The following is a 23,731-nucleotide window of genomic DNA, read 5'->3' on the forward strand; positions in this document are numbered from 1 at the left end:
GGCCGTTGCAGCACTTCCAGCAGAGCTTCGCGCGGGACGGAGAACACGATCGGATCCTGAGGGGGCGTCCGGTTACGTTACCCGTACACGGCGCGAACGAACAGCCTTGCGGCGGTTTCCCTTCATGCCGGCCGGTTGTCTGCTGCTAACCACGCAACGCCTGCAGCCGCTGGGCCAACTTCTTCGGGGAAACGCCGCCGCGCGCGCCCAGTTCCTGGGCGAACATCGAAACCCGCAATTCCTCCAGTTCCCAGCGCAACGCCTGCCATCCCGGCTGGCGCGCCACGCCCAGTCGCGTCGCATCGGCCAGCGCGTCGGCGAACGGTTTGATCTCCAGCATGCGGGCCTGATCCCGCACCGGATCGCGCAGGGCGCGTTCGGCGCGCAGGCGCATGCCCTTGAGGTAACGCGGCAGTTCCGCCAGCGCTTGCGCGGGCGTGTCGCGCAGGAAGCCCGGATGCACCAGGCCGTCCAGCTGCGCGCGCAGATCGTCCAGGTTGCCGCGCGCCCAGCCCATCAACGGCGATTCCAGTTGCGGCTTGAGTTCCGCGACCGCCGACAGGATCGCCTCGGCCAGCTTCAGCCGCTCCATCGCCTCGCCGAACAGCCGGCGGCCGGCGTCGTCTCGGCGCTGCTCGAACGCGACGCGATCCCGGATCCCTTCCAGTCCGTCGGCCAGCACGGCATTGAGCGCGGCGTCGGCGATGTCCGCGCGCAGACGCTCCTTTTCGCCCGCCTTGTCGCCCTCGGCGAAGCGCTCGATGGCGGCGTAGAGCAGCCCCACCTTCGGCGCCACCGGCAACTGCTTGCGCGCCTGGCGCACGCGATCGGCCAGGGCGATTTCGAGCAGGCGGCGCACACCAGCGGGATGGGCGGCCTCGGCTTCCACGCGGTCGGCGAACACCTGCAACGCCACGCTGTCACCGTCGTCGCGCAATGCGGGGAACGCCGGCACGCCGGCTTCGCCCGGTACCTGCAACGGGATCGGCTGGGCCGGGAACTCGCGCAACCCGCTCGCCGCCATCGCGCGGCCGGCGCGCGCGGCGAACGCCTGCCCGGCGCGTTCGCCGAAACGCGCGCGCAGTTCATCGAGATCCCGCGACTCGGCCAGGATCCGCGCCTCCCCGCCCTTGCGCGGGTCCTCGCGCAGGCGCAGGTTCATGCGCAGGTGCGGTTCCAGCGCCGACTCGTCGAAGTCGGTGGCGGCCACCGTGACGCCGGTCGTGCGCGACAGGAACCGCGCCAGTTCGCCGCGGATGTCGTCGGCGGTGGCCTGCGGATACGCCTCGAAGAATGCACGCCCGAAATCCGGCGCCGGCACGTAGTTGCGCCGCATCGCCTTGGGCAGGCTGCGGATCAGGCCGGACGCCTTGTCGCCGATGAAACCCGGCGCCAGCCAGGACAGGCGGGCCGGATCCAGCGCGTTAAGCAGGTGCAGCGGTACTTCCAGGGTGACGCCGTCGTCCGCCGCGCCGGGCTCGAAGCGGTAATGCAGGGGCAGGCGCGCGTCGCCGAGCGCGAAGTATTTCGGAAAGCGATCCTCCTCGCTGCCCTCGCCCGGCAGCAGATCGGCCAGTGTCCACAGCAGGCGCCGACGCGCTTCCGGCGGCTGGCCCTTCCACCACGCATCCAGGCCGGCGGCGGAATGGATGTCCGGCGGAATCCGGTCCAGATACCAGCGCGCCTGCCAGTCCTCGTCGGCCACCAGGCCGGCGCGGCGCAGCTTGGCTTCCTCCTCGCGCGCCTGTTCCAGCGTCTTCAGGTTGTCGGCGACAAAGCTGGCGCGAGTGTTGATTTCGCCGGTCACCAGCGCCTGGCGGACGAAGATGTCGTGCGCTTCCACCGGCGCGATGCGGCCGTAGTGGACCGGCTTCTTCGGCGCCAGCACCAGCCCGAACAGGCTGATCTGCTCCGACGCCAGCACATGCCCCTGCGCGCGCGACCAGTGCGGGTCGAAATGCTTGCGCATCAGCAGGTGCGGGACCTCGGCGATGACCCAGTCCGGTTCGATGGCGGCGTTGGTCAGGCCCCACACGCGCTGGGTATCCAGCAGGGTGGCGCTGAGCATCCACGGCGGCGGCTTCTTCGCCAGCGCCGAGCCCGGGAAAACCTGGAAGCGGCGCTGGCGCGGCGCCTGGAAGTCGCCCTTCTCGCCGCGATGGCCCACCTGGGTGGGCAGGCCGGCGATCAACGCGCGGTGCAGCGCGACATACGCGGCCTGGCGCTGCTTTTCGGTGGGGCCGTCGGCCGTGGCGGGCGCGGCGGCCGCATCCGAATCGCCACGCTTGCGTGCACGCTCCGGTGTCTTGCGCGGGACGTCGCTGTTGGCCGCAGGCATTGCTTCCAGCGTCCACCCCAGCTCCTCGCACAGCAGCAGCAACTGCCGATGCAGCTCGCGCCATTCGCGCATGCGCAGGAACCCGAGGAAGTGGCGTTCGCACCAGTCGCGCAGCTTGGACTGGGTCAGATCCTCGTGGGCCTGTCGGTAGGCGTCCCAGAGTTTGACGATGCCGAGGAACTCCGAGCGGGCATCGGCGAAGGTCGCATGCGCGTTGTCCGCGGCCTCGCGCGCTTCCGGCGGGCGTTCGCGCGGATCCTGGATGCCCAGGAACGCCGTGATGATGATCATCTCGCGCAGGCAGCGATGCTGCTGCGCGGCCACCAGCATGCGCGCCAGCTTCACGTCCACCGGCAGGCGCGCCATCTGCCGGCCGATGGTGGTGAGCTTGCGATCCTTGTCCACCGCGCCCAGTTCGGCCAGTTGCTGCCAGCCATCGGCGATGGCGCGCTCGTCCGGCGGTTCCAGGAACGGGAAATCCTCGATCCGACCCAGCCCCAGTTGCAGCATCCGCAGGATCACCCCGGCCAGGCTCGAACGCCGGATTTCCGGATCGGTGAATTCGGCGCGGGCCTGGAAATCGGCCTCGGCATACAGGCGATAGCAGATGCCTTCGGCGATGCGCCCGCAGCGGCCCTTGCGCTGGTTGGCGCTGGCCTGCGAGACCGGCTCGATATGCAGGCGATCCAGCTTCTGTCGCGGGCTGTAGCGCTTGACCCGCGCGTAGCCCGGATCGACCACGTAGCGGATCCGCGGCACGGTCAGCGAGGTCTCGGCCACGTTGGTCGCCAGCACCAGCCGGCGCTTCGGGCCGGGGTTGAACACCCGGTCCTGATCCTTCGCCGACAGTCGCGCGTACAGCGGCAGCACTTCGGTCTCGCGGTACTTGCGCCGTTCCAGCGCCTGGTGGGCGTCGCGGATCTCGCGCTCGCCGGGCAGGAACATCAGCACGTCGCCGCGCGGATCCTGGCGGGTGATCTCGTCCACCGCCGCCACGATGGCGTCGTTGACCGTGCGCTCGCCCTGCTGCTCGCCCTCGCCTTCCAGCGGCCGGTAGCGGACTTCGACCGGATAGGTCCGCCCTTCCACGCTGATCACCGGCGCGTCGTCGAAATGGCGGGAGAAGCGTTCGGTGTCGATGGTGGCCGAGGTGACGATCACCTTCAGGTCGCGGCGCTTGCGCAGCAACTGCTTGAGGTAGCCAAGCAGGAAATCGATGTTGAGGCTGCGCTCGTGGGCCTCGTCGACGATGATGGTGTCGTAGGCCGACAGCCAGCGATCGCTGGCGATTTCGGCCAGCAGGATGCCGTCGGTCATGAACTTGACCCGGGTGTTGTCGCCGACCTGGTCGGTGAAACGCACCTGGTAGCCGACCGCGTCGCCGACGCCGGTCTTCAGTTCCTCCGCGACCCGGCGCGCGACCGCGCGCGCGGCGATCCGGCGCGGCTGGGTGCAGCCGATCATGCCGGCCACTCCGCGTCCGGCGGCCAGGCACAGCTTGGGCAGCTGGGTGGTCTTGCCGGAGCCGGTCTCGCCGGCGATCACCACCACCGGATGGCGGCGGATCAGTTCGACGATGCGTTCGCCTTCACGGGCAATCGGCAGGGCTTCGTCAAGACTCACCTCCGGCACCGACGCCGCGCGCGCTTCGCGCAGCGACACCGAGCCGGCCAGCGCCTGGGCGAAGGCCTCGCGCGCGGCGGCATCGCGCGGCCGCGACTGCCAGCGCGACCAGAGTCCGTGCAGGCGTCCGCGGTCCCGGCTGAGCGCGCCGTCGATGGCGCGACGGGCGGCCTGGAGGTCGTGGTCGGGGGAAGGTTCGATAGCGTTCATCAATCCAACGGTGTGAAACGTTTTATTACCCAAACTCGTTTAGGGTAGCTATTGTGGGCCATTGATCCCCCTCAAGGAGAATGCAGATGTCCAAGACCAAGGCGAAGACCAAGACGGCCGCCGCGCCCGCGGCCACCTCCCCGAACATCGACATCGGGATCACCACCGGTGACCGCAAGAAGATCGCCGAGGGCCTGTCGCGGTTCCTCGCCGACAGCTACACGCTGTACCTGAAGACCCACAACTTCCACTGGAACGTCACCGGCCCGATGTTCAACTCGCTGCACACCATGTTCGAGACCCAGTACACCGAACAGTGGACCGCGCTGGACGAGATCGCCGAGCGCATCCGCGCGCTGGGCTACAACGCGCCCGGCTCCTATGGCGAATTCGTCCGCCTGTCCTCCATCCAGGAGGAATCCGGCGCCGATGGCGTGCCGGGTTGGCAGGGCATGGTGAAGCAGCTGGTGGCCGGCAACGAAGCGGTGTGCCGGACCGCCCGCAAGGTGCTGAAGACCGCCGACGACGCCGGTGACGACCCGTCCGTGGACCTGCTGACCCAGCGCCTGCAGACGCACGAGAAGTATGCCTGGATGCTGCGTTCGCTGCTCGAATGAGACTGCAACCGGCCGTTTGAATACGGCCTGTTGAAGACGACCCGCGCGCCCGGCTTCCCCGCCGGGCGCGTGCTTATGGGGCACCCTGGCCCCCGAATCCGCCCTTGGCTCGCCGGCCGGGAAAATCCCGACAGGCCACTCGCGCATCCACGGACGGCGCTCCGGGCGGTTTTCCGAGCGCTGCGCGGCCGCCCGCCTGCTACCCTATCGCCCATGTCAGAACGTCCCACGGACCTGCTGCAGCGGGTCTTCGGCTACTCCCGTTTCCGCGGCCACCAGCAGGCCATCGTCGAACAGCTCGTCTCCGGCCAGGATGCCCTGGTCCTGATGCCGACCGGCGGCGGCAAGTCGCTGTGCTACCAGATTCCCTCGCTCCTGCGCGAAGGCGTGGGCATCGTGGTGTCCCCGCTGATCGCGCTGATGCAGGACCAGGTGGAAGCACTGCGCCAGCTCGGCGTGCGCGCCGCCTTCCTCAACTCGACGCTGGACGCCGCCACCGCGGCGGACGTCGAACGCGCCCTGCTGAAGGGCGAACTGGACCTGCTGTACGTGGCCCCGGAACGGCTGCTGACGCCGCGCTTCCTGTCCCTGCTGGATCGCAGCCGGATCGCGCTGTTCGCCATCGACGAGGCGCACTGCGTCTCGGCCTGGGGCCACGATTTCCGCCGCGAGTACCTGGAACTGACGATCCTCCATGAGCGCTGGCCCGACGTGCCGCGGATCGCCCTGACCGCCACCGCCGACCCGCCCACCCAGCGCGAGATCGCCGAGCGCCTGGGCCTGACCGAGGCGCAGCGCTTCGTCAGTTCCTTCGATCGCCCCAATATCCGCTACACGGTCACCCAGAAGGACAACGCCAAGCGCCAGCTGCGCGATTTCCTACAGGCCCACAAGGGCGAGGCCGGCATCGTCTATTGCCTGTCGCGCAAGCGGGTGGAGCAGTTCGCCGATTACCTGCTGGAGCAGGGATTCAATGCCCTGCCCTACCACGCCGGCCTGGACGCCGAGGTGCGCGCGCACCACCAGCGCCGTTTCCTGCGCGAGGAAGGCATCGTCATGGTCGCGACGATTGCCTTCGGCATGGGCATCGACAAGCCGGACGTGCGGTTCGTGGCGCATGTGGACCTGCCCAAGTCGCTGGAGGGCTACTACCAGGAAACCGGACGCGCCGGCCGTGATGGCGAGGCCGCCGACGCCTGGCTGTGCTACGGGCTGGGCGACGTGGTGCTGCTGAAGCAGATGATCGAGCAGTCCGAGGCCGGCGAGGAACGCAAGCGGCTGGAGCGGCGCAAGCTGGATCAGCTGCTGGGCTACTGCGAATCCATGCAATGCCGCCGGCAGGTGCTGCTGGCCAGCTTCGGCGAAACCTATCCCCAGGAATGCGGCAACTGCGACAACTGCCTGCATCCGGCCGCCACCTGGGATGCCACCGAGGCCGCGCGGAAGGCGTTGAGTTGCGTCTATCGCAGCGGCCAGCGCTTCGGCGTGAACCACATCATCGACGTGCTGCGCGGCAGCGAGAGCGAGAAGATCCGCCAGTGCGGGCATGACCAGCTCACCACCTATGGCATCGGCCGGGATCTGGACGCCGGCACCTGGCGCAGCGTGTTCCGGCAACTGGTGTCCTCCGGCCTGCTGGAGGTCGACGCGGAGGGCTATGGCAGCCTGCGCCTGACCGAGGCCAGCCGGGCGGTGCTGCGGGGCGAACGCCGCCTGCTGCTGCGCAAGGATGCCCCGGCCCGGGAACGCGAGCGCTCCCCGCGCAGCGGCGTGGTCGTCGCGCCTACCGACCAGCCCCTGTTCGGCGCCTTGCGCGACCTGCGCGCACAGCTGGCGAAGCAACAGAACGTCCCGGCCTACGTCATCTTCCACGACAGCACCCTGCGCAACATCGCCGAGCACCGGCCCGGCACCCTGGACGAACTGGCCCAGGTCGGCGGCATCGGCGGGACCAAGCTGGCCCGCTACGGCGAACAGGTGCTGGAAGCGATCCGCGCGGCCGGTTGAGGGCGGACCTCCACGAATAAAAATGCGGCCGCAGGACCCCTGCGACCGCGATGAGAGAGCACAGCTATATTGTGGTTGTTATGCGGGGAACCGCCCGGCGGACACGACGGGAATCCGCTGGAGCGGTCCGGCATGGCCATGATTCCCGCTGCGGGAAGGCAGGGCGACGCCATCAAGTCACCGTGACCTTCGTCCTAGCCGGAAAGTTCATGCGGAAGCCAGCCTGGGTTCAAGCAGTGGCTGCTAGCGTCTGGCAACTGGCGCATGGATCGCGTACTGATCCGCATTCGACCGAGGCCCCCATGAAGGCAATTGCCCCGCTGCTGCTGAGTCTGTTGGCTTCCGGAAGCGCCCTGGCCCAATCGGCGGAGTCCCTTGATCTCACCCTGCCCCGGCCCGCGCTCTATTCGGCCGACCCGCCCGGCACCTACTACGGCGACACCAGCGGACGCCCGGCCCGCGCACTGCGTCCGGCGCCAGTGGCCCGCAATGCCTGCGGCAAGCCGGTCGACGAGGATGACGGCAAGGTCGATGTCTCCGGCAGCGTCGCTACCGGCATCGGCTATACCAAGGGCTATGGCAGCAGCCATTGGAACGCCGCCAACATCAACCTTTGCAAGTCCTACAACAACGACGAGGGCGAATCCCGCGCGTTCAACCTCAACATCGGCGTGAGCCGGTACGACGGTCCGGGCTTCCATGGCTATCGCCGGCTGCCCGGCGACGTGGGACCGCCGCCGCCGCGCGGCTTCGGCGGTACGCCGATGCGGCCCTGATCCGCACCCCATCGCCCCCTAAAGAAAAAGAGGCGCCTTCCGGCGCCTCTTTCGTTCGCCTCCCACAACTCGCTCACGGCATCTCGATCGGCGCCACCATCAAATCGATCGTTTCATGGACGCGCGCGAAGTACAGCTCGTTGGAATCCCACAGCATGGTCGGATGGAACTCGGTTCCCGCGCTGTTGACGCAGCTTCCCACGTTGACCGGATTGCCGAGCCGGCCGTTGCGCTCGATACGGCTGAGGTAGATGTCGACATCGCCCAGCCCGTCCTGCCGGCCCACCGTGGAATACAACAGGCTGCGGCCGTCCGGCGAGATCTGCGGATTGAATTCCCACAGGTGGGAATGGTCCACGCCCGGGCCGATCGACATCGCCGGGCCATAGCGGCCATCCGGCTGGCGCAGGCTCCGGTAGATGTCCCACTGCCCGCGGTCGCGATCGCTGGCGAAGTACAGGTTGCCGGCGCGATCCAGGCTGGCATACAGCTCGTTGTAGGGGCTGTTGACGTTCGGTCCCAGATTGACCGGTTCGCTCCAGCCCGACCCGGTGCGCTCGACCACCCAAAGGTCGTTGAGTGGATAGGGCCCCTGGTTCCCGGGCCGGTTGGACGAGAACACCAGTCGCTGGCCATCCAGCGAGACGACCGGGTCCGAATCGGCGAACTGGCCAAGGCCGGAGAACGAGGCCACGTCCGGGGTCGACCAGCCGGTCGCGGTGCGCTGGGCGGTCATGATGGTGAACAGTGCGTCGGATCCGGGCGGACCCGGGATCTCGTTGACGTGCCAGTAGATCGTCTGCCGATCCGGAGTGAATGCCAGTCGGCCTTCATTGAGTCCAGGCGTACTGATGACTCCCGGGGCGAACACCTGGGCCGGTCCCAGGCAAACCGGCGGCGGCGGCTTGGCCGCCCAGGCCGGTAGCGCCAGGACCAGTGCAACGGCGGCGGACAACGGAGCGACGTGCTTCATGGAAGTCCCTCGTGCGGATGGTGTTTTGCACTGTCCGCGCGGCCGGCTCCGGCCGCCATGCGGCTGTGACGAACGCATCGCGGCGAGTGACCAACCGCTTTCCCGCGCGCGCGCATCCGGGTCAGGAGGCCTGCCGGTCAGGGAATGCCATTGCCGCCATGTCGGCGGAAACCCGGCCGCGCTTCCAGCCGACGCAGGTAGGCGGTCACCGCCGGCAGTTCCGGACGCTCCATCGGGGTCACCTTCCAGCGGTTGACCGACAGCCCCACCACGATGTCCGCCACGGTGAAGGCATCGCCGGCAACATGCGCGCCGGTCCTGGCCAGTTGCGCATCGAGGATACCCATCCGCCGGTTCCACTCCCGCACGCTGGCTTCGATTTGCGCGGGATCGGCGTGCTCGGGACTCTGTCGCACCCGTGCCATGAAGGCGTAGCGCCAGGCGTTGTTGAGTTCCGTGGCCTGCCAGTCCATCCATTGCTCGACCCTGGCCCTCTCGGCCGGCGCCCGTGGCAGCAGATCGTCGCGTTGCTCGCGGCCGGCCAGGTAGCGGCAGATCGTGTTCGACTCCCATAGCACCTGCCCTCCATCGCGGATCACCGGCACCAGCGCGTTGGGATTCAACGCCAGGAATTCGGGTTCCGAAGTGGAGCGGTGGCCGCTGCCCCACTCCTCCAGCTCGAAGGGCAAGCCGAGTTCCTCGCACAGCCAGAGCACTTTGCGGACGTTGATGGAGGTCGACTTTCCCAGGATTTTCAACATGATTCGTATCCGTACGCCCGCCGGGCGCGGGCACGCTACCTTAGCGCCCCGGAGCCTGCTGCCGCACCCGGCGGCGCAGGCCATCGCGTGCCAAGGCGGAGCAGCTTAAATCCGCCCAGCCCGTGGCAAACGGGCGGGGGAAACTCACATTGTGTTGAAGGAAGCAATGCCGGAACAGACGCAGAACCCATACAGCGAGAACTGGTTCGATCACAACATCCCGCACTGGCAGCAATGGCTGGGCGGTTTCCGCGATCGGCCAGGCATCCGTGCGCTGGAAATTGGCAGTTTCGAAGGTCGCTCCACGCTGTGGCTGTGCCAGCACATCCTCACCGGCGTGGGCGCACGCGTCGATTGCGTGGATCTGTTCGCCCCCGATCCCGTCTATAGCGACTACCGCGCGCGATTCCGTCAGAACACGGCCGCCTTCGCCGATCGGATCACCGAGCATCCGGGTTACAGCTTCGATTCATTGCGCCGGATCGAAGGCGAGTTCGATTTCATCTACATCGACGGCTGGCATTCGGCTTTCGGCGCGCTTGCCGATGGCGTGATGACCTGGCCACTGCTGAAGGTCGGCGGCGTGATGATCTTCGACGACTATCTGTGGGTTCCGCCGAAGCAGGCGCCCCGCAAGCCGAACGCACTGGTGCGCAACTGGGCCAAGCTGCGGGGGCGCGACTGGCGCCGCGACGCACTGGAACGCCAGATCGCCAGCGTTCCCACGGAAACGCCCAAGCTGGGTGTCGACGGCATGCTCGCCACGTTGGCGGGACACTACGAACTGCTCGGCGTGACCAACCAGTTGGCGATACGCAAGACCCGCGGCTTCACCTTGGGGCAGGTCGGATACGACACCTGAGCGTTCGATGCCTGGATGAAACAAGGCCCGGCCACGTGCCGGGCTTTTTTCATCCAATGACGACTCCTCGAAACGTGGATGGCATCGGCGCCATTCCTGAATCTGCTTGACATCCGTTTCACGGACACGCTCGCACGCTCGGCTCCCGTCAAGACGACGATACTGCTGAGCCCGCCATGGACATGCGCATCATCATGCGGCAGTTCCCTACGTTGTTTCTGGTTCGCACGGCACTCGCACTGCTTGCCGTCGCAATCCCGCTCTCCAGCCAGGCCGCCCGCCTCGAGTACGTGACCGCAGTCGACGGCACCATCACCGACGTCACCCCGCAACGCATCCTGTTCTTCGTCATCGAGGATGGCCGGCCACTGCTGAAGGTCTACAACCGCGCGACGGGGAGCCTGCGCACGGTCCCGGATCCGACAGGCCATACGCCGGGTTACGAAAAGCTGACCGCGCGTGGCGTGGTGTACGGGATCACCGAGGACGACGAAACGTCGGTGTACGAATGGAACGGCGCCGCCGCGCCGTTGGGAAATGATGGAACGCCACGTGGCATGCGCGTCAGTCCGAACAACAAGCGCTATGTCATCTGGCCGACCTGGCGCCCGGGACGCTACCTGAACCTGCGCGACGTGATGCTCTACAAGGACACCCTGGTCGGCAACGGCCGCGTCGCCGATCTGGCCGATGTCGGCGACGGTGGCGAAGTCGTCTACACCGAAGGGCCGGCGCCCTACAACGTGTTCCGCTACCGGGCCGGGCAGGCCGTGCAACTGACCCACGATCCGACCTATTCGCACTTCAATCCGTTGACCGACGGCATCAACGTGGTCTATCGCAAGCAGGTGTCGACCACGGCCTCGCAGATCGTCTTGTACAACGACAATCTCGGCGAAGTGGTCCTGCGCGATGCCAGCAGCGACTACTTCACGCCCCGTGCGGACTATTTCCCCAGCAGTGGATGGGTCGGTTTCACTCGTTTGAACACCGTGAACGGCAACACCGTCAGGCAGGTCTGGCTGCGCTCTCCGCAAGGCCAGCTGACGGCGGTCTCGCGGGCGGATGCGGACGCATCGATCCATGCCATCGCGGGGGGCCAGGTGATGTTCGTCAGCAATGGCTATCTCTACCTGGGACGGCCCGGCGCGGCGCCCGTGCTGGTTTCACCCTTTGCCGAAGGCACCGGCGGTGCCTGGCTGCAGGGCAGCTGGTACGTGTACTTCGGCGGCACCCTGTACCGGGTGGTGCTGTAGCCGCAACGGTCCAGCCCGCCCGCATGCAGCAGGTGGAGCCGCGGCACGGGAGGGGAGCCCTTCATGGGGTTCCCCAAGGTCCTTCCGGCCCGCCTGCCAGTGTTCCGCGGCCACGAAAAAAGGCGCTCGCGCGCCTTCAACCGCCTGCATCGAAATGGTGGGCCGTGAAGGATTCGAACCTTCGACCAAAAGATTAAAAGTCTGTTCGATTAAGCCTTACTTTCAATGGGTTAGAAAGATCCATTTTTCCAGACCGCAGCCGTGAAACCATTGACTTGTCGTAAGGCTGGACGCCATTTTTCCGGCGATCCCACGATGTCCGCTATCGACCAGGAGCGGACATCGGAATTAAGCTGACCCGCGACGCGGGTTCGGCTTGAATGAACTGTTAGGCCGCAGCACGGAAGCGCTGGACGGCCCGCATAAAAGCATGTGTCACCTCGAGCTTTAGTCGAGGTGCTTTGTTTTCCGCAAGCAGCCAGGAAGCCAGAACATCTACTGGCAGATAGCTGGATCGGTTGCTGCGACCAATTGCCATCAGTTGGCCAAATACTCGGTGTTGGATCTCATTGATGTCGCGAAGGAAGCGCGGGTCTGTGACGCCGGGGCCCTGAAACTCGTAAGCCGTCCTGGCAATCACTGTGAGCTCATGCCCAAAGAGCGGCAGGAACCGAGCCATATCGGCGTCTTCCATCCTTGAAAGGAGCGTCTCGCATTCTTGCGGAGTGATACTCATGCGGCCTAACGCCTGAATTTAGCCGTGCCGCGAAGCGGCGTCGGCTTGAATGAATTGTTAGGCGTCCTGTCGACCAAGCCGCAGCCCTCGCCAACCGATACCGATGATAAGAATTGAGCCAATGAGAAGTACTGCATAGATCATCGCCGCCTCTATGCCGTATGCAATGAATCCGTACTTGCTGGACGAGAACTGCAACGAGCCAACGACCAGCGAAAGAATAGCCTGGTTCAGTGCTAGAAGTACTGTGGCTAAGCCGATTGCTATCGCTAGCCAGCTCCAGAACCTGTTTGAAGCGCCAGCAGCTTTCATAGACAAGCGTTTCATCCCCCCCCCCCGGGCCCATTGGTTTGCTTAACTTGATACGCGAGTGCTGGCCAACAAGCAACGTCCGCTATCGGCCAGGAGCGGGCGTCCGGCTTAACCCGAGCCCTCGCTCACTGCTGAGCGTGATCATGCGCTTACCAAGCTCCCGAGATGCGGGGTGCGCTCAAGGTCAACTTGTGCACCTCACCAAGGTCATTCAACAGGCTCAAGTCATCCACTCTGGACCACAGCGACTAAGAAGAAGCCCCGCAATGCGGGGCTTCAGAATTACGGGCAAGCCTTGTATTAGGGCCGATTGCTTTTTGACGCAGGGAATATAACCAATAGCGCCAAAGATAGAACAATCAAGAGCAATGCAATCTTTGTTTCAAGCAGGCTCACCTCGTAAGCAACAACTCCGCTGATATAGGTGTCCGTCGAAAGCGGCGGAGAAGATGGATTTGCCGCAACTTTTCTAGCCATCCCGTGCATGTAGAAGTACAGGATAAGAAAAGTCCAGGCTGATATGGAGGCGCAATAGACGCTCCGAAAAAGCACGCTCCCGCCCCTCACGGCAAAGACGAATGCAATTGCACAGAATACGGCAGTAATTAGGGTGACCATCGTCATTTGGTGCACCCGCATGTATTCAACCTACCGCTATCGAGTTCCTTCCTGGCCATATCAGCCCCAGCATCAATGTCCCCAATACTGTCTCGGTCCCAATCCCTGTTCTCAGGTAGCTGGTTTGACCATGTTCCATGGTTTCTCAAATCCTGGGAACTGAAATGGTTGCTGCTTTTCCCCTGCCTGCGCCGTGCGTAAAGAAGAAGAGGCCCCGCCTAGGGATGGTGGGACTTCGAACGGCTCATCAAAATTTAATTCACAGGGTCTTGCTGGCCTGCTTGCCCAATAGCAGGAACAAGAAGGGGCCCAGTGCAAGCCGAAGACCATCAACGAGAATTGCCCTGGCTTTCTGGTCCATCTTTCTCGACATCGACGCGTAGCCGAAGAACCCAGCAAACCGGCCAGCCAGCGCTGCATGCAGGTAATAGTGCCGCGCCTTGGCATAATTCGGCTTGTCGCTGCTTTCGTAATACTTCGCATAGGCCAAGTTAACCTCCGGAACCATTCGGAGCGACTTTGCTTCATCGATGTACCGCAGTGCTTCACGATGTCGCTCACCGCCTTGCTTCATCAGGGCTCGAGCCAAATACAAAAAGGTGATTGCATCGGGGACCATGCTGGCAGCCTTTCGATAGTTGGCAGCAGCACGCTCCAGATCGCTTTCAACGTCATCACCACCGAGCTCATAAGCGATCCCCCTCATCAGGTACCCCGACGCATGCGACGGGGTGTGATCCGAGTTAATGAGGGTTTCTGATAGCGCCAACAACTCTTTTGCGCTATTGCTGCGAATTGCATTACGCGCATCGTTATAGGTATCGGAGTGCTTCATGGACTTGGCGGTCTTGGGAAAATGATCGTTCCGCGCTGCTGCGCTTCGCGAACAGAGCCCTCAACCATTCTCTGAAGTCGCTCCAGATCATTTACCCATTGGTCCGGCTTGTCCTTGCTGCACACGCCAAGCGCAAGGCAGGCGCGCAACACCCCTTCCTGGAACTCCTTGGTCTTGCAGACATCCGCGCTCTTCTTGGCTGCGCTAACGGCTGCGGCCAATGCTTCCGGCGTCAATGAAACACCGCCTGCGATCACATACGGCCCGGCTATACCCACGGCAGCACCGGCTGTAGCTCCACCCCAATACACGTTGAGTCTCATTGCAACGCCATCTGGCAGACGCTGGCCAGAAGTGGAGCGTGTGTTGAGGTTTCGAGAGTACGGGAAGAACTGCAGCCCTTCTGGGTCAACCCACATCACCGGATTCCCGCCGACATAGGCATAGGTATTCAATCCGCCCCCCAACCCAATCGGGTCGGACTGTGTATAACGGCCCAACCGCGCATCGTAGTACCGGTTGACGTTGTGCCAGAGGTTCGTCTCCTGGTCGTAGTACTGGCCCGGCAGCCCCACATTCAGGCCCCCGAGGCTGTCCAGCGTCACCTTGCGGTCGAAGGCAAAATTGCTGGCCCGCCACACCACCGCCTTGGCGCTGTTGGTCGCCACTTCCGGCCGGCCCAGATGGTCGGGATGCAGGTAGTACACCTGATTGCCCCGCACCATACCCACCAACTGCCCACCGAACCACAGGTAGTTGGTCCATGCGCTGGTGTTGTCCTTGTACTCCGCCAGCAGAGCGCTGCCCGGGGCATGCACGTAACGGTAGTTGCCGTGGCTGGGCGCGGCTTTCCATGCGCGTTCATTGAAGGCATTGTAGGCGTAGGTCGCGGTGCCCGCCGGCAGACTGACGGTCGTGTAGTTGGGCTCCGCCTGAGTGATGGCGGTGTTCCGCGACGCGCTGCTCATCCGGTTGAACGGGTCGTAGCTGTAGGTCGCGGTCGAGCCCCCCCAGGACTGGGTGGTCCGGTTGCCCAGGCTGTCGTGGGTATAACCGTGCGAGGTCATCGCACTGATGCGGTTGCTGTTAGCATCCACCGTCAGCGCCTCGTCCCACGTCCACACATGACGCGTCTTGTTGCCGTTGGCGTCGTAGTAGAAGCTCTGGTTCCCAGACATCGAAGTGAAGTTCGTCAGACGACTCAAGCTGTCATAGCCCAAGTTCTGGGTCAGGTTGCTGTTGACCGCATTGGCGACCTGGGTGATTTCATTGACGGCGTTATACGTGTAGCTCAACTTCTGGACGCTGGTGGAACCGTTGTAGGTACCCAGCGTGGTCAACCGGCGGTCCACGTCATAGGTATATCCGCGGCGCAGTCCGTTCCCGTACAGCCAGGAAATCGGCGGACCGAAGGCCTGGCTTTCCACTCCGGTGATTACATTGCTCACCATGCCGCCGGTGTTGACCGTCATCGCCTTCAACTGACCATCAGCGTATCCATAACCCACCGCCATGCCGTTCGGGTAGGTGATGGCGCTCGTCCGCCCCAGGCCGTCGTAATAGAAGCGGGTCCAGTAATCGCTCTGGACGCTGTTGGCCGTGGTGCGCTCCCGCCGGATGGACACCTGTCCTTCGGTCGTATAGGCGAAATGAACGCTGCTGTTCGGTCCGTCCGCATTGCACAGCAACATCTTGCCGTTCGTGCACCAGTCGTAGCCGTAGGCAAGCGTCTGCCCACCCGCCACCGCGCTCGTCTGACGCCCCAGGCCGTCGTACCCCAAGGTGGTCGCGACCCCATTGCTCCGCGTGAACTTGGTGCGAAGACCTGCCGCGTTGTACTCGAACGTGGTGGTGCCCGTGTCCGGACTGGTCTGTGCCCACACCTGGCCGAATCCGTCGTAGGCATAGGTGGTGTGCTTGCCGCGCGGGTCGGTGACCTTGATGAGGTTGCCCACTGCGTCGTAATACAGGTAAGTATTGCCGTTCAAGGCATCCTGCACGCGGTTCTGGCGGCGTTGCCGGTCGTAGAAGTAGCGCGTGACCCGCCCGGCCGAGGTCTCCGTGGCCACGTCGCCGTTGGCCGTGTAGGTATAGCTGACCTGCTGGCCGTTGTTGCCTCGGCGCGCCTTGACGAACCCGCCTTCGTCGTAATCGGTGAAGGTTTGGTACTGCGTCACCGTGCTGTTCAGATGAAGCACCTTGCCCAGGTCGGGGTCGAATTCCTTGCCCCGGTAGATGGACTTCACCTCCGTAGCGGTTACGTCACTGTTGAGGTTGTAGGTGTAGTTGACCCGTTCGGTGAGCGTTTCGTCCGTCGTTTCCGGTATGCCATCTTCGTACGCCGAAGTGCGGGACTGATAGGTACGCCGGTCCAATGCGTCATAGCCATAGGTGGTCGTCACGCCATCTGGCGTGGTGACGCCGGTCACGCGCCCTCGGCTGTCATAGGTGTAGGTGGTGGTCTGTGCCGCGCCGCCGATGACATTGCTTCGGGTCAGTACATCGTTCCCTGCATTGTAGGTGAAGTCGGTAATGCTGCCGTTCGGGCCCGTAATGCGACCCGGCAGTCCCATCGCGGTGTAATTGCTGTAGGTCATGACGTGTCCGAGCGTATTGCCGACGGAGGTCAAGTTACCTGACGTATCGTACTGGTAGGTCACCTGGTCCCCCGTACCGGTCACCGGACCATCCACGACCATGGTTTTCACCATGCCGTTGGCATAGACCGCATAGCCGTAGGCGACAATGCGCTCCTGATTGATGATGCCGGTGGCACTCCGGTTGATGGTCTTGACAGAACGCAGCAGTCGCGCGGCCGGGTCGCCGTCAGGGTAGTAGTCGTAAAGCGTTTCGGAGACAGGCTGGCTTGTGGAAACCCCGTAAACCTTGAGGGCAAGCAGCCGTCCTTTGCGCGCTGAATCCCACAGGTACTGGGTTATCTGCTGCTGGTCGGTTTCGCCGTTGGGACCGATGCCTGTTATCTCCTGGGTCAGACGGCCATCAGTATCATAGGTATAGTCCGTCTTGACTCCGAAGGCGTCCAGCTCATAGTCGGCATTACCGCTGGCATCATAGGCGGTGTATCGCGCCCCGGCGGGGCAGACCGTGCTGGCTGGCCGTTCCGCGCCAATGACTTGTTTGCTGCCGTTCAAATCCGCAATCTGATAGCGCGTAGTTTGTCCCAAGGCATTGGTGACATCGGTATAGGTCGCCCCATACGCGAAGGTGCTGCGCTCTACGCCCCCCTCCAACCCCGACCATGCTGCGCGGCCATCGGCCTGATAAGCATACCGGCTGTAACGCACCCCGTTAACGGAAATACCCGTCAAACCACCCGGCTGGGCCGAGTCTTCGTAGTGGTAGGAACGCGTACCTAGCGTATCCGGGTAGACAACGCTGCTCAGATAACCTGCCGTGTTGTAGTTGTAGGTATACGCCTTCCCATCCGGCGCGGTAATGGTTTTCACTTTGCCGGAGGCCCACGTCAATTGAATCGCGCGGCCGGAGGAATGCGTGATGGTGGCCAACTGGTTGCTGGCGTTATAGCTGTAGGACAGTCCAATGTTGCGTTCATTGCGCACGGTCAGAGGACGGCCATGCGCGTCATAGGTTTCGACTTGCTCGCCATCGCGGGTTTGCAACTTCCAGCCCGTCCCGTTGGCGACCAGCGTATCGCCCTTGTCGGTACGCCAAACACCGGAAGCATCCTTGCTGAATACCCAGGCATAGCCATTGGTGCGGTTGGCGTAGATTTTCGTCAGTGGATTGGTCCCCGGCGTGCAAGACGCAATGGCATCCAGCCGGCCATGGCATTGCGTGCCGCTGTAGTCGAAACTCAAGGTATATTCGAGGCTTGAGGCCCAGCGGCGCCCAAAAATGCCTGTGCGATCCAGAAACTTGTCGTAGGTACGGCTGATGACCAGTTGGACGCCTGCTTCGGGCATGACGCCGAAATCGAGTTCCGGCAGGTACTTTTTGCCCGTGGCAATGCCCACCGGTCGGCCCGTGCTCTGAGCGACAGATGCGCTCTCGCCGCAGTCGATGAGCGACGCGAGGATGACATCGTTCCCCACGGCAAGGTCCGTGAGCGGTTCACGGCTATCGACGATGGGCTCACGGTTGATCAGCGAATCCCGGTCTCGGACTCCACTCAATCTTTCAAAGTCTGAGGCGTCATATTCCCAACGGCAATTCTCCGCCACCGCTCTTACACACACACGGCCATCGCCGCACGCATAACCTTCCGAACGATAGTCACAGACTGGCCGCATTGCCGATGCCTGACCGCAAACGAGCCCGTACAAACCCGCAGCCATGACCGCTTGCAGGGCAATACTCGCGGTTCTATTCCATATCCCCATGGCCGTCCTCTTGGCGAATGAGACGGCATCTCAGGCGACCGTCCTTGGTGCCCTTACTCATTGCATGCTCGCTCGTTGCTTGTCAATGGAACGGCAACAACTTGGGAAAATTCCCAAGGCTCGCTCGCACCGCCAATAGCAAACCTGTGGTGGTCGTGTATCCGTCTTACATAAGGTCAAATTTTGAGGTGGCCGCCGGAAACGGGTAATAAAGGTAATACGGCGAAAAAGCAGCACTATTTCTCTTTCATATCAGATAGTTAAGAGTCAATCTCAAAGGTAATAAAAGGGTAACGGCGGGGTAATCTTGTTACCTTTTTAGAAGGTAATATCAGGCAAAAATGGAACCCTTTTAAATCAATGACTTGGCTCGATGTTAGCTCCCGTGTTACCTCGGATTACCTCCTGAGGTAACATCTAAAACAACCGCAAAATCAATGGGTTAGACCGGATTTCAGGGGGGGGGGGGCGATTACCTATTACCCGTTCCGATGGGCATCCAAATTTTTCACCCTGCCCGCCGAGTTCGCTGGAAGGCTGCGGAACGGCACTGAGGGCGCCTCGCCTTCGCAGGGTTCCGCAGGCTCAGGAGCGCCCCTCTCAGCGCTCCTGAGCCCGCTACGGCGGCCCGAATTGCGATCTGCAGGCGTGCGGAAAACCCAGGGGTTTAGACCGCAGGCGTGGCGGGGCGACGACTGCGCGCGCCGGGGCAAAATTCCGTTCAGGTTCGGCCGTCTTCACGTTTTTTTAATATTTCGGCCGCGGCACCGAGCGCGCACGAAAAAGCCGCCCCGGAGGGCGGCTCAGTTGCGGCGCGATGGCGGTGGGCGTGGCGCTAGGGCGCGCCCAGTCGCTCGCGGGCGACGGCGGCGTAGGTGGTCGGTGAGTTCGCAGCCCGTCCAGCCGTAGCCCTCTTCCTGGGCGGCCAGCAGCGTGGTCCCGGAACCTGCGAAGGGGTCAAGGATGCGCCCACCCCGCTCGCAGATGCGGACCACCTGCCGCATCAGCTCGGTGGGCTTGCCTGTCATGTGGTACTTGTCGGTTCGTCGGACAGGCACGCGGACCACGCTCGGCAGCACCGGCGCATCACGCTCCAACGGCATCGCGCCCTTGCTGCACCAGACGATGTATTCGGCCTGGTTGCGGAAGCGGCCAAGGGCCGGTCGCGTGCCCTCGGTCTTGTCCCACACGGTGACTCCGCGCCAGATCAAGCCGGCGCATTGCAGCGCGTCGGTGGTCAACGGCAACTGACGCCAGTCGGTGAACACACACACCGCCCCGCCGGGCTTGAGAATGCGCACGCATTCCGACAACCACAACGCCATCCAGCGCAGGTGCGATCGCTGATCGCGTTCGTCCCCCGCGAAGTCGAGGTGCAGGCCACGCGATCCGGATTGCTGATACTTCTGCGACGGCGCGCGTGCGCGCCGCAGCGGTCAACCCACCACTGGCGTATGGCGGATCTGTAATCACCGCATCAAACGAAGCCGATTCAAGCGTCGGCAGGAACTTCAGGGCGTCGCCCTGGTGCAGCTGGTTTTTCATGGCTAGAGCCTTCTGTCAGCCGCTCTTGGCGATCTGTCGGGAGGCTCTGGGCCTTCAAATGATTGACCACGCCGCAGCGTGGGCACTTGATCTGCAGCTCATCGAACGCGCCCGCTTTCGCCAGCAGGCGCGCGCAATCACCACAACGGAGATTTGAAAGCAACGAACGGTTCATCGGGACGCCTTCGGCTCCGCCTCATTGAATCGGATCACCTCCGAACCCAGCCACTCATTGACCCGCAGCAGACGCCGCTGAATCGCCACCAGTTCGTTAGCTTCCCATACCGAGGACGCATCGCCGATGTTACCGAAGCCACCCGCGTTCTGTGGCACGATTCCGAGCAGTTGGGGCGGGATACGCAGCGACGCCAACACGTCATCGCGGGTGACGCCCTTGATCCCGGTAAACTCATCCACTGACACCGTAGGAAACATCGGCAATGCGCAGGACGGCGCTGGCCACAAGTCGCCGAGCACGACGGTCCGCTACTATCACGCGCTTCCAGTTGTCACGCCGCCAAAGCCGGCGAAGCCAGCGAAACCCTGAGTTGGCCATGCCCTGGTCGACCACGAAAAACCCGCCCACCATCGGCGGGTTTTTTCATGCATGCAGGTATGCGTGGAACGTCGCGCCGGGCTTCCATTTTTCCGGTCATTTTTCCGGAAGGGCGTTTTTGCGCGCCGCGTCACGACGTAAGTTATTGATGCGATTGGTGGGCCGTGAAGGATTCGAACCTTCGACCAAAAGATTAAAAGTCTTCTGCTCTACCGACTGAGCTAACGGCCCATGCACCCGGCGTTGCGCCGGGGTGCGAATTCTAACCCAGCTTGGGGGCGGCTGAAAAATCCGGGGTTCAGGCGTACCGGGTCGGGTCGGCCACGCCGGCATCGGCAAAACCCGCTGCGCGCAGGCGGCAGGCGTCGCAGTGGCCGCAGGCGCGGCCCTGTTCGTCGGCCTGGTAGCACGAGACCGTCTCCGAGAAGTCCACGCCCAGGCGCAGGCCCTCGCGCACGATGTCGTCCTTGCCCATCCTCATCAGCGGCGCGTGCACGCGCAGGCCCGCGCCTTCCACGCCGGCCTTGGTGGCCAGGTTGGCGAGTTTCTCGAAGGCCTCGATGAATTCCGGCCGGCAATCGGGATAGCCGGAGTAATCGACCGCGTTGACGCCACAGAAGATGTCCGCCGCGCCCAGCACCTCGGCCCAGCCCAGCGCCACCGACAGCATGATGGTGTTGCGGGCCGGCACGTAGGTCACCGGAATCCCGCCGCCGCCGGCTTCAGGCACGTCGATGTCGTCGGTGAGCGCGGATCCGCCGATGCTGCGCAGGTCGACATGCACGGTCTTGTGCGCGACCGCGCCCAGCGAACGCGCGACCCGGTCCGCGGCTTCCAGCTCCGAGGTGTGGCGCTGGCCATAGCGCACGCTCAGCGCATGCACGGCATAGCCCTGCTCGCGGGCGATGGCGACGACGACGGCGGAATCCATGCCACCTGAGAGAAGAACGACGGCTTTTTTCATGGGGAATCGGGAATCGGGAATCGGGAATCGGGAATCGGGAATCGGGAATCGGGAATCGGGAATCGGGAATCGGGAAAAGCATCCTGCTTTCGCCCCCTTTTGCAATGCTCCTCAACAGCCCAATGGCTGGTCAAAGGGGGCTATGGGGGATTCACGCGCGAAGCGCCACGTGGGCCGCGCACGTACGCCCATCGCTACCGGCCCGGCTCGTCGTTCCAGAGCAGCTTGTGCAATTGCATCTGGAAACGTACCGGCAGCCGATCCTCGACGATCCAGTCGGCCAGCTGGCGCGGCTCCAGTTCGGACTTGGAAGGCGAAAACAGCACGTCACAGCGCTCGGCGAGCCGGTGCTCGGCCACCATCCCGCGCGCCCAGTCGTAGTCGGTGCGTCCGCACAGGACGAACTTCACCTGATCGCGCGGGGTCAGCAGCGGCAGGTTCTCCAGCCGGTTGCGGGCCATTTCACGCGAGCCGGGGGTCTTCAGGTCAACCACCCGCGAAACCCGCGAATCGACCTCCGCAATGTCGAGCGCGCCGGAAGTCTCAAGCGAGACGTCGTAGCCCGCGTCGCAGAGCCGGCGCAGCAGGATCAGGCAGCGCTTCTGGGACAGCGGTTCGCCGCCGGTCACACAGACATGGCGGACACCGTGGCGGGCGACTTCGGCCAGGATCGCATCGATGTCCCACCACTGGCCGCCATAGAACGCGTACTCGGTATCGCAGTACTGGCAACGCAGCGGGCAGCCGGTCAGGCGCACGAACACCGTGGGCCAGCCGGCGGTGTTGGCCTCGCCCTGCAGGGACAGGAAGATTTCCGTCAGCTTCAGGCGTTCCTGGGCAACGGGCTCGGACGTGGGGACGGCGTTCATGACGGCACATTATCGCCTGTCGGCGCGGCGGCCGTCGGGCGGTGGGGGTGGATTGCGTTCAGCGACGGCCGCGGCCAGGGGCGCGTGCCGTTCCGACCGCGGACCGCGGCCGGCCTTTCCCTGGCACGGACTCAGCGCAGTCGGCCGAGCTGGATGGCCTTCAGTCGATCGTCGGCGGTACGGGCGACATCGCTGCCGGGATAGCGGCTGACCACGTCGGCCAGGGTGCGCTCGGCGGCGTCGACCTTGCCCAGGCCGTATTCGCACAGGCCCAGCTTGAGCAGCGAACCCGGCGCCTTGTCGTGGGTGGGATAGCGCTCCATCAGCGCGCGGAACTGCTCCGCGGCCAACGCGTAATTCTGGGTGACGTAGTAGCTCTCGCCCAGCCAGTACAGCGCGTTGGGCGCGTAGACCCCGCTGGGATACGCCTGCAGGAAGGCCGTGAACAGCTGGGCGGAGCCGACATAGTCGCCGGACTTCAGCTTGTCGAACGCCTGGTTGTAGGCGGTACGTTCATCCCCGGCCTGGGCCAGGGATCCGGGATCGCCATGCACGGAGGGCGCCGGTTCGACATTGGCGGCCACCGGCGGGGTCGTGGGCGGGGTGCCGCCGCCACTGCTGGTCGCGGGCACCGCCACGGGCGGCGCGGCACCGCCTTCCATGCGGTTCAGCCGGCCATCCAGATCCAGGTACTGATCACGATTGCGCTGCTGGAACTCCTGCAGATCGTGCTGGAGCTTCTCGATCTGCGCACGCAGTTCGCGGATTTCGCCTTCCTGCTGACTCAGGCGGTTCAACAATTCCATGTTGGCCTGGGAATTGTTGGCCTTGGCCTCCAGCGCCGCGACGCGGTCCGCCAGACTCTGGCGTTGCGCCCAGGCGGGAGCGGCGGCCACCAGGGCCGCCGCCGTGACCAGCAGGAAACGCTTGCCGATCGACATCGCGCTCATCGCTTACTTGGCGGTGTAGACGATCTCGACGCGACGGTTCTGCGCCCAGCACGACTCGTTGGATTCGGTGCAGATCGGACGCTCTTCACCGTAGCTCACCACGCTCAGCTGGCTGCCGGAGCCGCCGTTGGCCTGCAGCGCGGACGACACGGCGTTGCCGCGGCGCTCGCCCAGACCCTGGTTGTAGGCGCGGCTGCCGCGCTCGTCGGCATGGCCTTCCAGGGTGATGCGCGAGGACGGACGGTCACGCAGGTACTTGGCGTGGCAGCCCATGATGGCCTGGAATTCCGGCTTCAGCGAATCCTGGTCCAGATCGAAGTACACCACGCGCTGGCGCAGGCAGGCGTCGGTGTCCAGGTCGTTCGGGCCGTAGACGCCGGAAGTGGTGGGCTCGGTCGGGGTGGTCGGGACGGTGGTGGTGGTGTCGGTCGGCTGGGTTTCCTTCACAGCCTTCTTGCAACCGGCCAGCACGGCCACGGACATCAGGGACAGCATCAAAACGCGGGCAGTATTGTTCATCGTCATTCCTTCGGCTTCTCGCAGGGATGGGGGTAAAACCGTA

General features: G+C 64.0%; 17 protein-coding genes, 1 tRNA gene and 2 pseudogenes. 5 read left to right on the top strand and 15 right to left on the bottom strand.

The window, feature by feature from the left end; translation table 11 throughout:
- Positions 1-145: 145 nt before the first annotated feature.
- Positions 146-4,171: an ATP-dependent RNA helicase HrpA gene (gene hrpA / locus FHW78_RS06175; RefSeq protein WP_183638900.1), complete on the bottom strand. Its 4,026-nt coding sequence runs from the start codon at positions 4,169-4,171 to the stop codon at positions 146-148.
- An 80-nt stretch (positions 4,172-4,251) separates the two neighbouring features.
- Between hrpA and FHW78_RS06180 the strand changes: the two genes are divergently transcribed.
- The 3 genes from FHW78_RS06180 to FHW78_RS06190 all read left to right on the top strand — a co-directional run bounded on the left by FHW78_RS06180 (position 4,252) and on the right by FHW78_RS06190 (position 7,571).
- Complete coding sequence (locus FHW78_RS06180) at positions 4,252-4,788, top strand: Dps family protein (protein ID WP_183638902.1); 537 nt, start codon at positions 4,252-4,254, stop codon at positions 4,786-4,788.
- A 213-nt stretch (positions 4,789-5,001) separates the two neighbouring features.
- Complete coding sequence (gene recQ, locus FHW78_RS06185; RefSeq protein ID WP_183638904.1) at positions 5,002-6,795, top strand: DNA helicase RecQ; 1,794 nt, start codon at positions 5,002-5,004, stop codon at positions 6,793-6,795.
- Positions 6,796-7,097: 302 nt separating this feature from the next.
- Positions 7,098-7,571 (top strand): hypothetical protein, encoded by a 474-nt coding sequence (locus FHW78_RS06190; RefSeq protein WP_183638906.1) that lies wholly within the window; start codon positions 7,098-7,100, stop codon positions 7,569-7,571.
- A gap of 73 nt (positions 7,572-7,644) precedes the next feature.
- On the opposite strand, the gene FHW78_RS06195 is transcribed toward FHW78_RS06190, so the two are convergent.
- Entirely contained in the window at positions 7,645-8,544 is a 900-nt protein-coding gene (locus tag FHW78_RS06195; RefSeq protein ID WP_183638908.1) for a PD40 domain-containing protein, read from the bottom strand.
- A 137-nt stretch (positions 8,545-8,681) separates the two neighbouring features.
- Positions 8,682-9,305, bottom strand: coding sequence for a glutathione S-transferase (locus FHW78_RS06200; protein ID WP_183638910.1), 624 nt, complete (start codon positions 9,303-9,305; stop codon positions 8,682-8,684).
- 166 nt (positions 9,306-9,471) lie between these two features.
- Here FHW78_RS06200 and FHW78_RS06205 point away from each other — a divergent pair, with 166 nt between their 5' ends.
- Positions 9,472-10,167 (top strand): class I SAM-dependent methyltransferase, encoded by a 696-nt coding sequence (locus tag FHW78_RS06205; RefSeq protein ID WP_183638912.1) that lies wholly within the window; start codon positions 9,472-9,474, stop codon positions 10,165-10,167.
- 176 nt (positions 10,168-10,343) lie between these two features.
- Positions 10,344-11,423, top strand: a complete 1,080-nt coding sequence (locus tag FHW78_RS06210; protein WP_183638914.1) for a hypothetical protein — start codon at positions 10,344-10,346, stop codon at positions 11,421-11,423.
- Positions 11,424-11,811: 388 nt separating this feature from the next.
- On the opposite strand, the gene FHW78_RS06215 is transcribed toward FHW78_RS06210, so the two are convergent.
- The 12 genes and pseudogenes from FHW78_RS06215 to pal all read right to left on the bottom strand — a co-directional run bounded on the left by FHW78_RS06215 (position 11,812) and on the right by pal (position 23,688).
- Positions 11,812-12,159: a hypothetical protein gene (locus FHW78_RS06215; RefSeq protein WP_183638916.1), complete on the bottom strand. Its 348-nt coding sequence runs from the start codon at positions 12,157-12,159 to the stop codon at positions 11,812-11,814.
- A gap of 57 nt (positions 12,160-12,216) precedes the next feature.
- Positions 12,217-12,486, bottom strand: coding sequence for a hypothetical protein (locus FHW78_RS06220; protein ID WP_183638918.1), 270 nt, complete (start codon positions 12,484-12,486; stop codon positions 12,217-12,219).
- Positions 12,487-13,348: 862 nt separating this feature from the next.
- Positions 13,349-13,924: a hypothetical protein gene (locus tag FHW78_RS06225; protein ID WP_183638920.1), complete on the bottom strand. Its 576-nt coding sequence runs from the start codon at positions 13,922-13,924 to the stop codon at positions 13,349-13,351.
- Positions 13,921-18,240 (bottom strand): RHS repeat-associated core domain-containing protein, encoded by a 4,320-nt coding sequence (locus tag FHW78_RS06230; protein ID WP_183638922.1) that lies wholly within the window; start codon positions 18,238-18,240, stop codon positions 13,921-13,923. The genes FHW78_RS06225 and FHW78_RS06230 overlap by 4 nt, the downstream gene beginning before the upstream one ends.
- Positions 18,241-19,120: 880 nt before the next feature.
- A pseudogene (locus FHW78_RS06235) lies at positions 19,121-19,830 on the bottom strand (site-specific DNA-methyltransferase).
- Positions 19,778-20,005, bottom strand: coding sequence for a Com family DNA-binding transcriptional regulator (locus FHW78_RS06240; protein ID WP_225562307.1), 228 nt, complete (start codon positions 20,003-20,005; stop codon positions 19,778-19,780). Before FHW78_RS06240 ends, FHW78_RS06235 begins: the two are co-directional and overlap by 53 nt.
- Positions 20,002-20,244: pseudogene (locus FHW78_RS06245) on the bottom strand (Presumed portal vertex protein); the annotation flags it as partial. The pseudogene FHW78_RS06245 and the gene FHW78_RS06240, both read right to left, overlap by 4 nt.
- 297 nt (positions 20,245-20,541) lie before the next feature.
- A tRNA-Lys gene (locus FHW78_RS06250) sits at positions 20,542-20,617 on the bottom strand.
- 67 nt (positions 20,618-20,684) lie between these two features.
- Positions 20,685-21,350 carry a 7-cyano-7-deazaguanine synthase QueC gene (gene queC / locus FHW78_RS06255; RefSeq protein ID WP_183638925.1) on the bottom strand — a complete coding sequence of 222 codons (666 nt, stop codon included), beginning with the start codon at positions 21,348-21,350 and terminating at the stop codon, positions 20,685-20,687.
- Positions 21,351-21,544: 194 nt separating this feature from the next.
- The gene (gene queE, locus FHW78_RS06260; RefSeq protein ID WP_183638926.1) at positions 21,545-22,219 is read right to left on the bottom strand and encodes a 7-carboxy-7-deazaguanine synthase QueE; all 675 of its coding nucleotides are present in this window, start codon (positions 22,217-22,219) and stop codon (positions 21,545-21,547) included.
- Positions 22,220-22,350: 131 nt separating this feature from the next.
- Positions 22,351-23,160 carry a tol-pal system protein YbgF gene (gene ybgF / locus FHW78_RS06265; RefSeq protein ID WP_183641183.1) on the bottom strand — a complete coding sequence of 270 codons (810 nt, stop codon included), beginning with the start codon at positions 23,158-23,160 and terminating at the stop codon, positions 22,351-22,353.
- A gap of 12 nt (positions 23,161-23,172) precedes the next feature.
- Positions 23,173-23,688 carry a peptidoglycan-associated lipoprotein Pal gene (pal, locus tag FHW78_RS06270; protein WP_141455750.1) on the bottom strand — a complete coding sequence of 172 codons (516 nt, stop codon included), beginning with the start codon at positions 23,686-23,688 and terminating at the stop codon, positions 23,173-23,175.
- Between the last annotated feature and the right edge of the window lie 43 nt (positions 23,689-23,731).

Origin of the sequence: Pseudoxanthomonas sp. OG2, assembly GCF_014192765.1 — a bacterium.
Taxonomy (GTDB): domain Bacteria; phylum Pseudomonadota; class Gammaproteobacteria; order Xanthomonadales; family Xanthomonadaceae; genus Pseudoxanthomonas_A; species Pseudoxanthomonas_A beigongshangi.

Bases quoted from the DNA above. Each gene is read 5' to 3' on its own strand.
- hrpA (WP_183638900.1), bottom strand. From the start codon at position 4,171: ATGAACGCTATCGAACCTTCCCCCGACCACGACCTCCAGGCCGCCCGT.
- FHW78_RS06180 (WP_183638902.1), top strand. From the start codon at position 4,252: ATGCAGATGTCCAAGACCAAGGCGAAGACCAAGACGGCCGCCGCGCCC.
- recQ (WP_183638904.1), top strand. From the start codon at position 5,002: ATGTCAGAACGTCCCACGGACCTGCTGCAGCGGGTCTTCGGCTACTCC.
- FHW78_RS06190 (WP_183638906.1), top strand. From the start codon at position 7,098: ATGAAGGCAATTGCCCCGCTGCTGCTGAGTCTGTTGGCTTCCGGAAGC.
- FHW78_RS06195 (WP_183638908.1), bottom strand. From the start codon at position 8,544: ATGAAGCACGTCGCTCCGTTGTCCGCCGCCGTTGCACTGGTCCTGGCG.
- FHW78_RS06200 (WP_183638910.1), bottom strand. From the start codon at position 9,305: ATGTTGAAAATCCTGGGAAAGTCGACCTCCATCAACGTCCGCAAAGTG.
- FHW78_RS06205 (WP_183638912.1), top strand. From the start codon at position 9,472: ATGCCGGAACAGACGCAGAACCCATACAGCGAGAACTGGTTCGATCAC.
- FHW78_RS06210 (WP_183638914.1), top strand. From the start codon at position 10,344: ATGGACATGCGCATCATCATGCGGCAGTTCCCTACGTTGTTTCTGGTT.
- FHW78_RS06215 (WP_183638916.1), bottom strand. From the start codon at position 12,159: ATGAGTATCACTCCGCAAGAATGCGAGACGCTCCTTTCAAGGATGGAA.
- FHW78_RS06220 (WP_183638918.1), bottom strand. From the start codon at position 12,486: ATGAAACGCTTGTCTATGAAAGCTGCTGGCGCTTCAAACAGGTTCTGG.
- FHW78_RS06225 (WP_183638920.1), bottom strand. From the start codon at position 13,924: ATGAAGCACTCCGATACCTATAACGATGCGCGTAATGCAATTCGCAGC.
- FHW78_RS06230 (WP_183638922.1), bottom strand. From the start codon at position 18,240: ATGGCTGCGGGTTTGTACGGGCTCGTTTGCGGTCAGGCATCGGCAATG.
- FHW78_RS06240 (WP_225562307.1), bottom strand. From the start codon at position 20,005: ATGAACCGTTCGTTGCTTTCAAATCTCCGTTGTGGTGATTGCGCGCGC.
- queC (WP_183638925.1), bottom strand. From the start codon at position 21,350: ATGAAAAAAGCCGTCGTTCTTCTCTCAGGTGGCATGGATTCCGCCGTC.
- queE (WP_183638926.1), bottom strand. From the start codon at position 22,219: ATGAACGCCGTCCCCACGTCCGAGCCCGTTGCCCAGGAACGCCTGAAG.
- ybgF (WP_183641183.1), bottom strand. From the start codon at position 23,160: ATGTCGATCGGCAAGCGTTTCCTGCTGGTCACGGCGGCGGCCCTGGTG.
- pal (WP_141455750.1), bottom strand. From the start codon at position 23,688: ATGAACAATACTGCCCGCGTTTTGATGCTGTCCCTGATGTCCGTGGCC.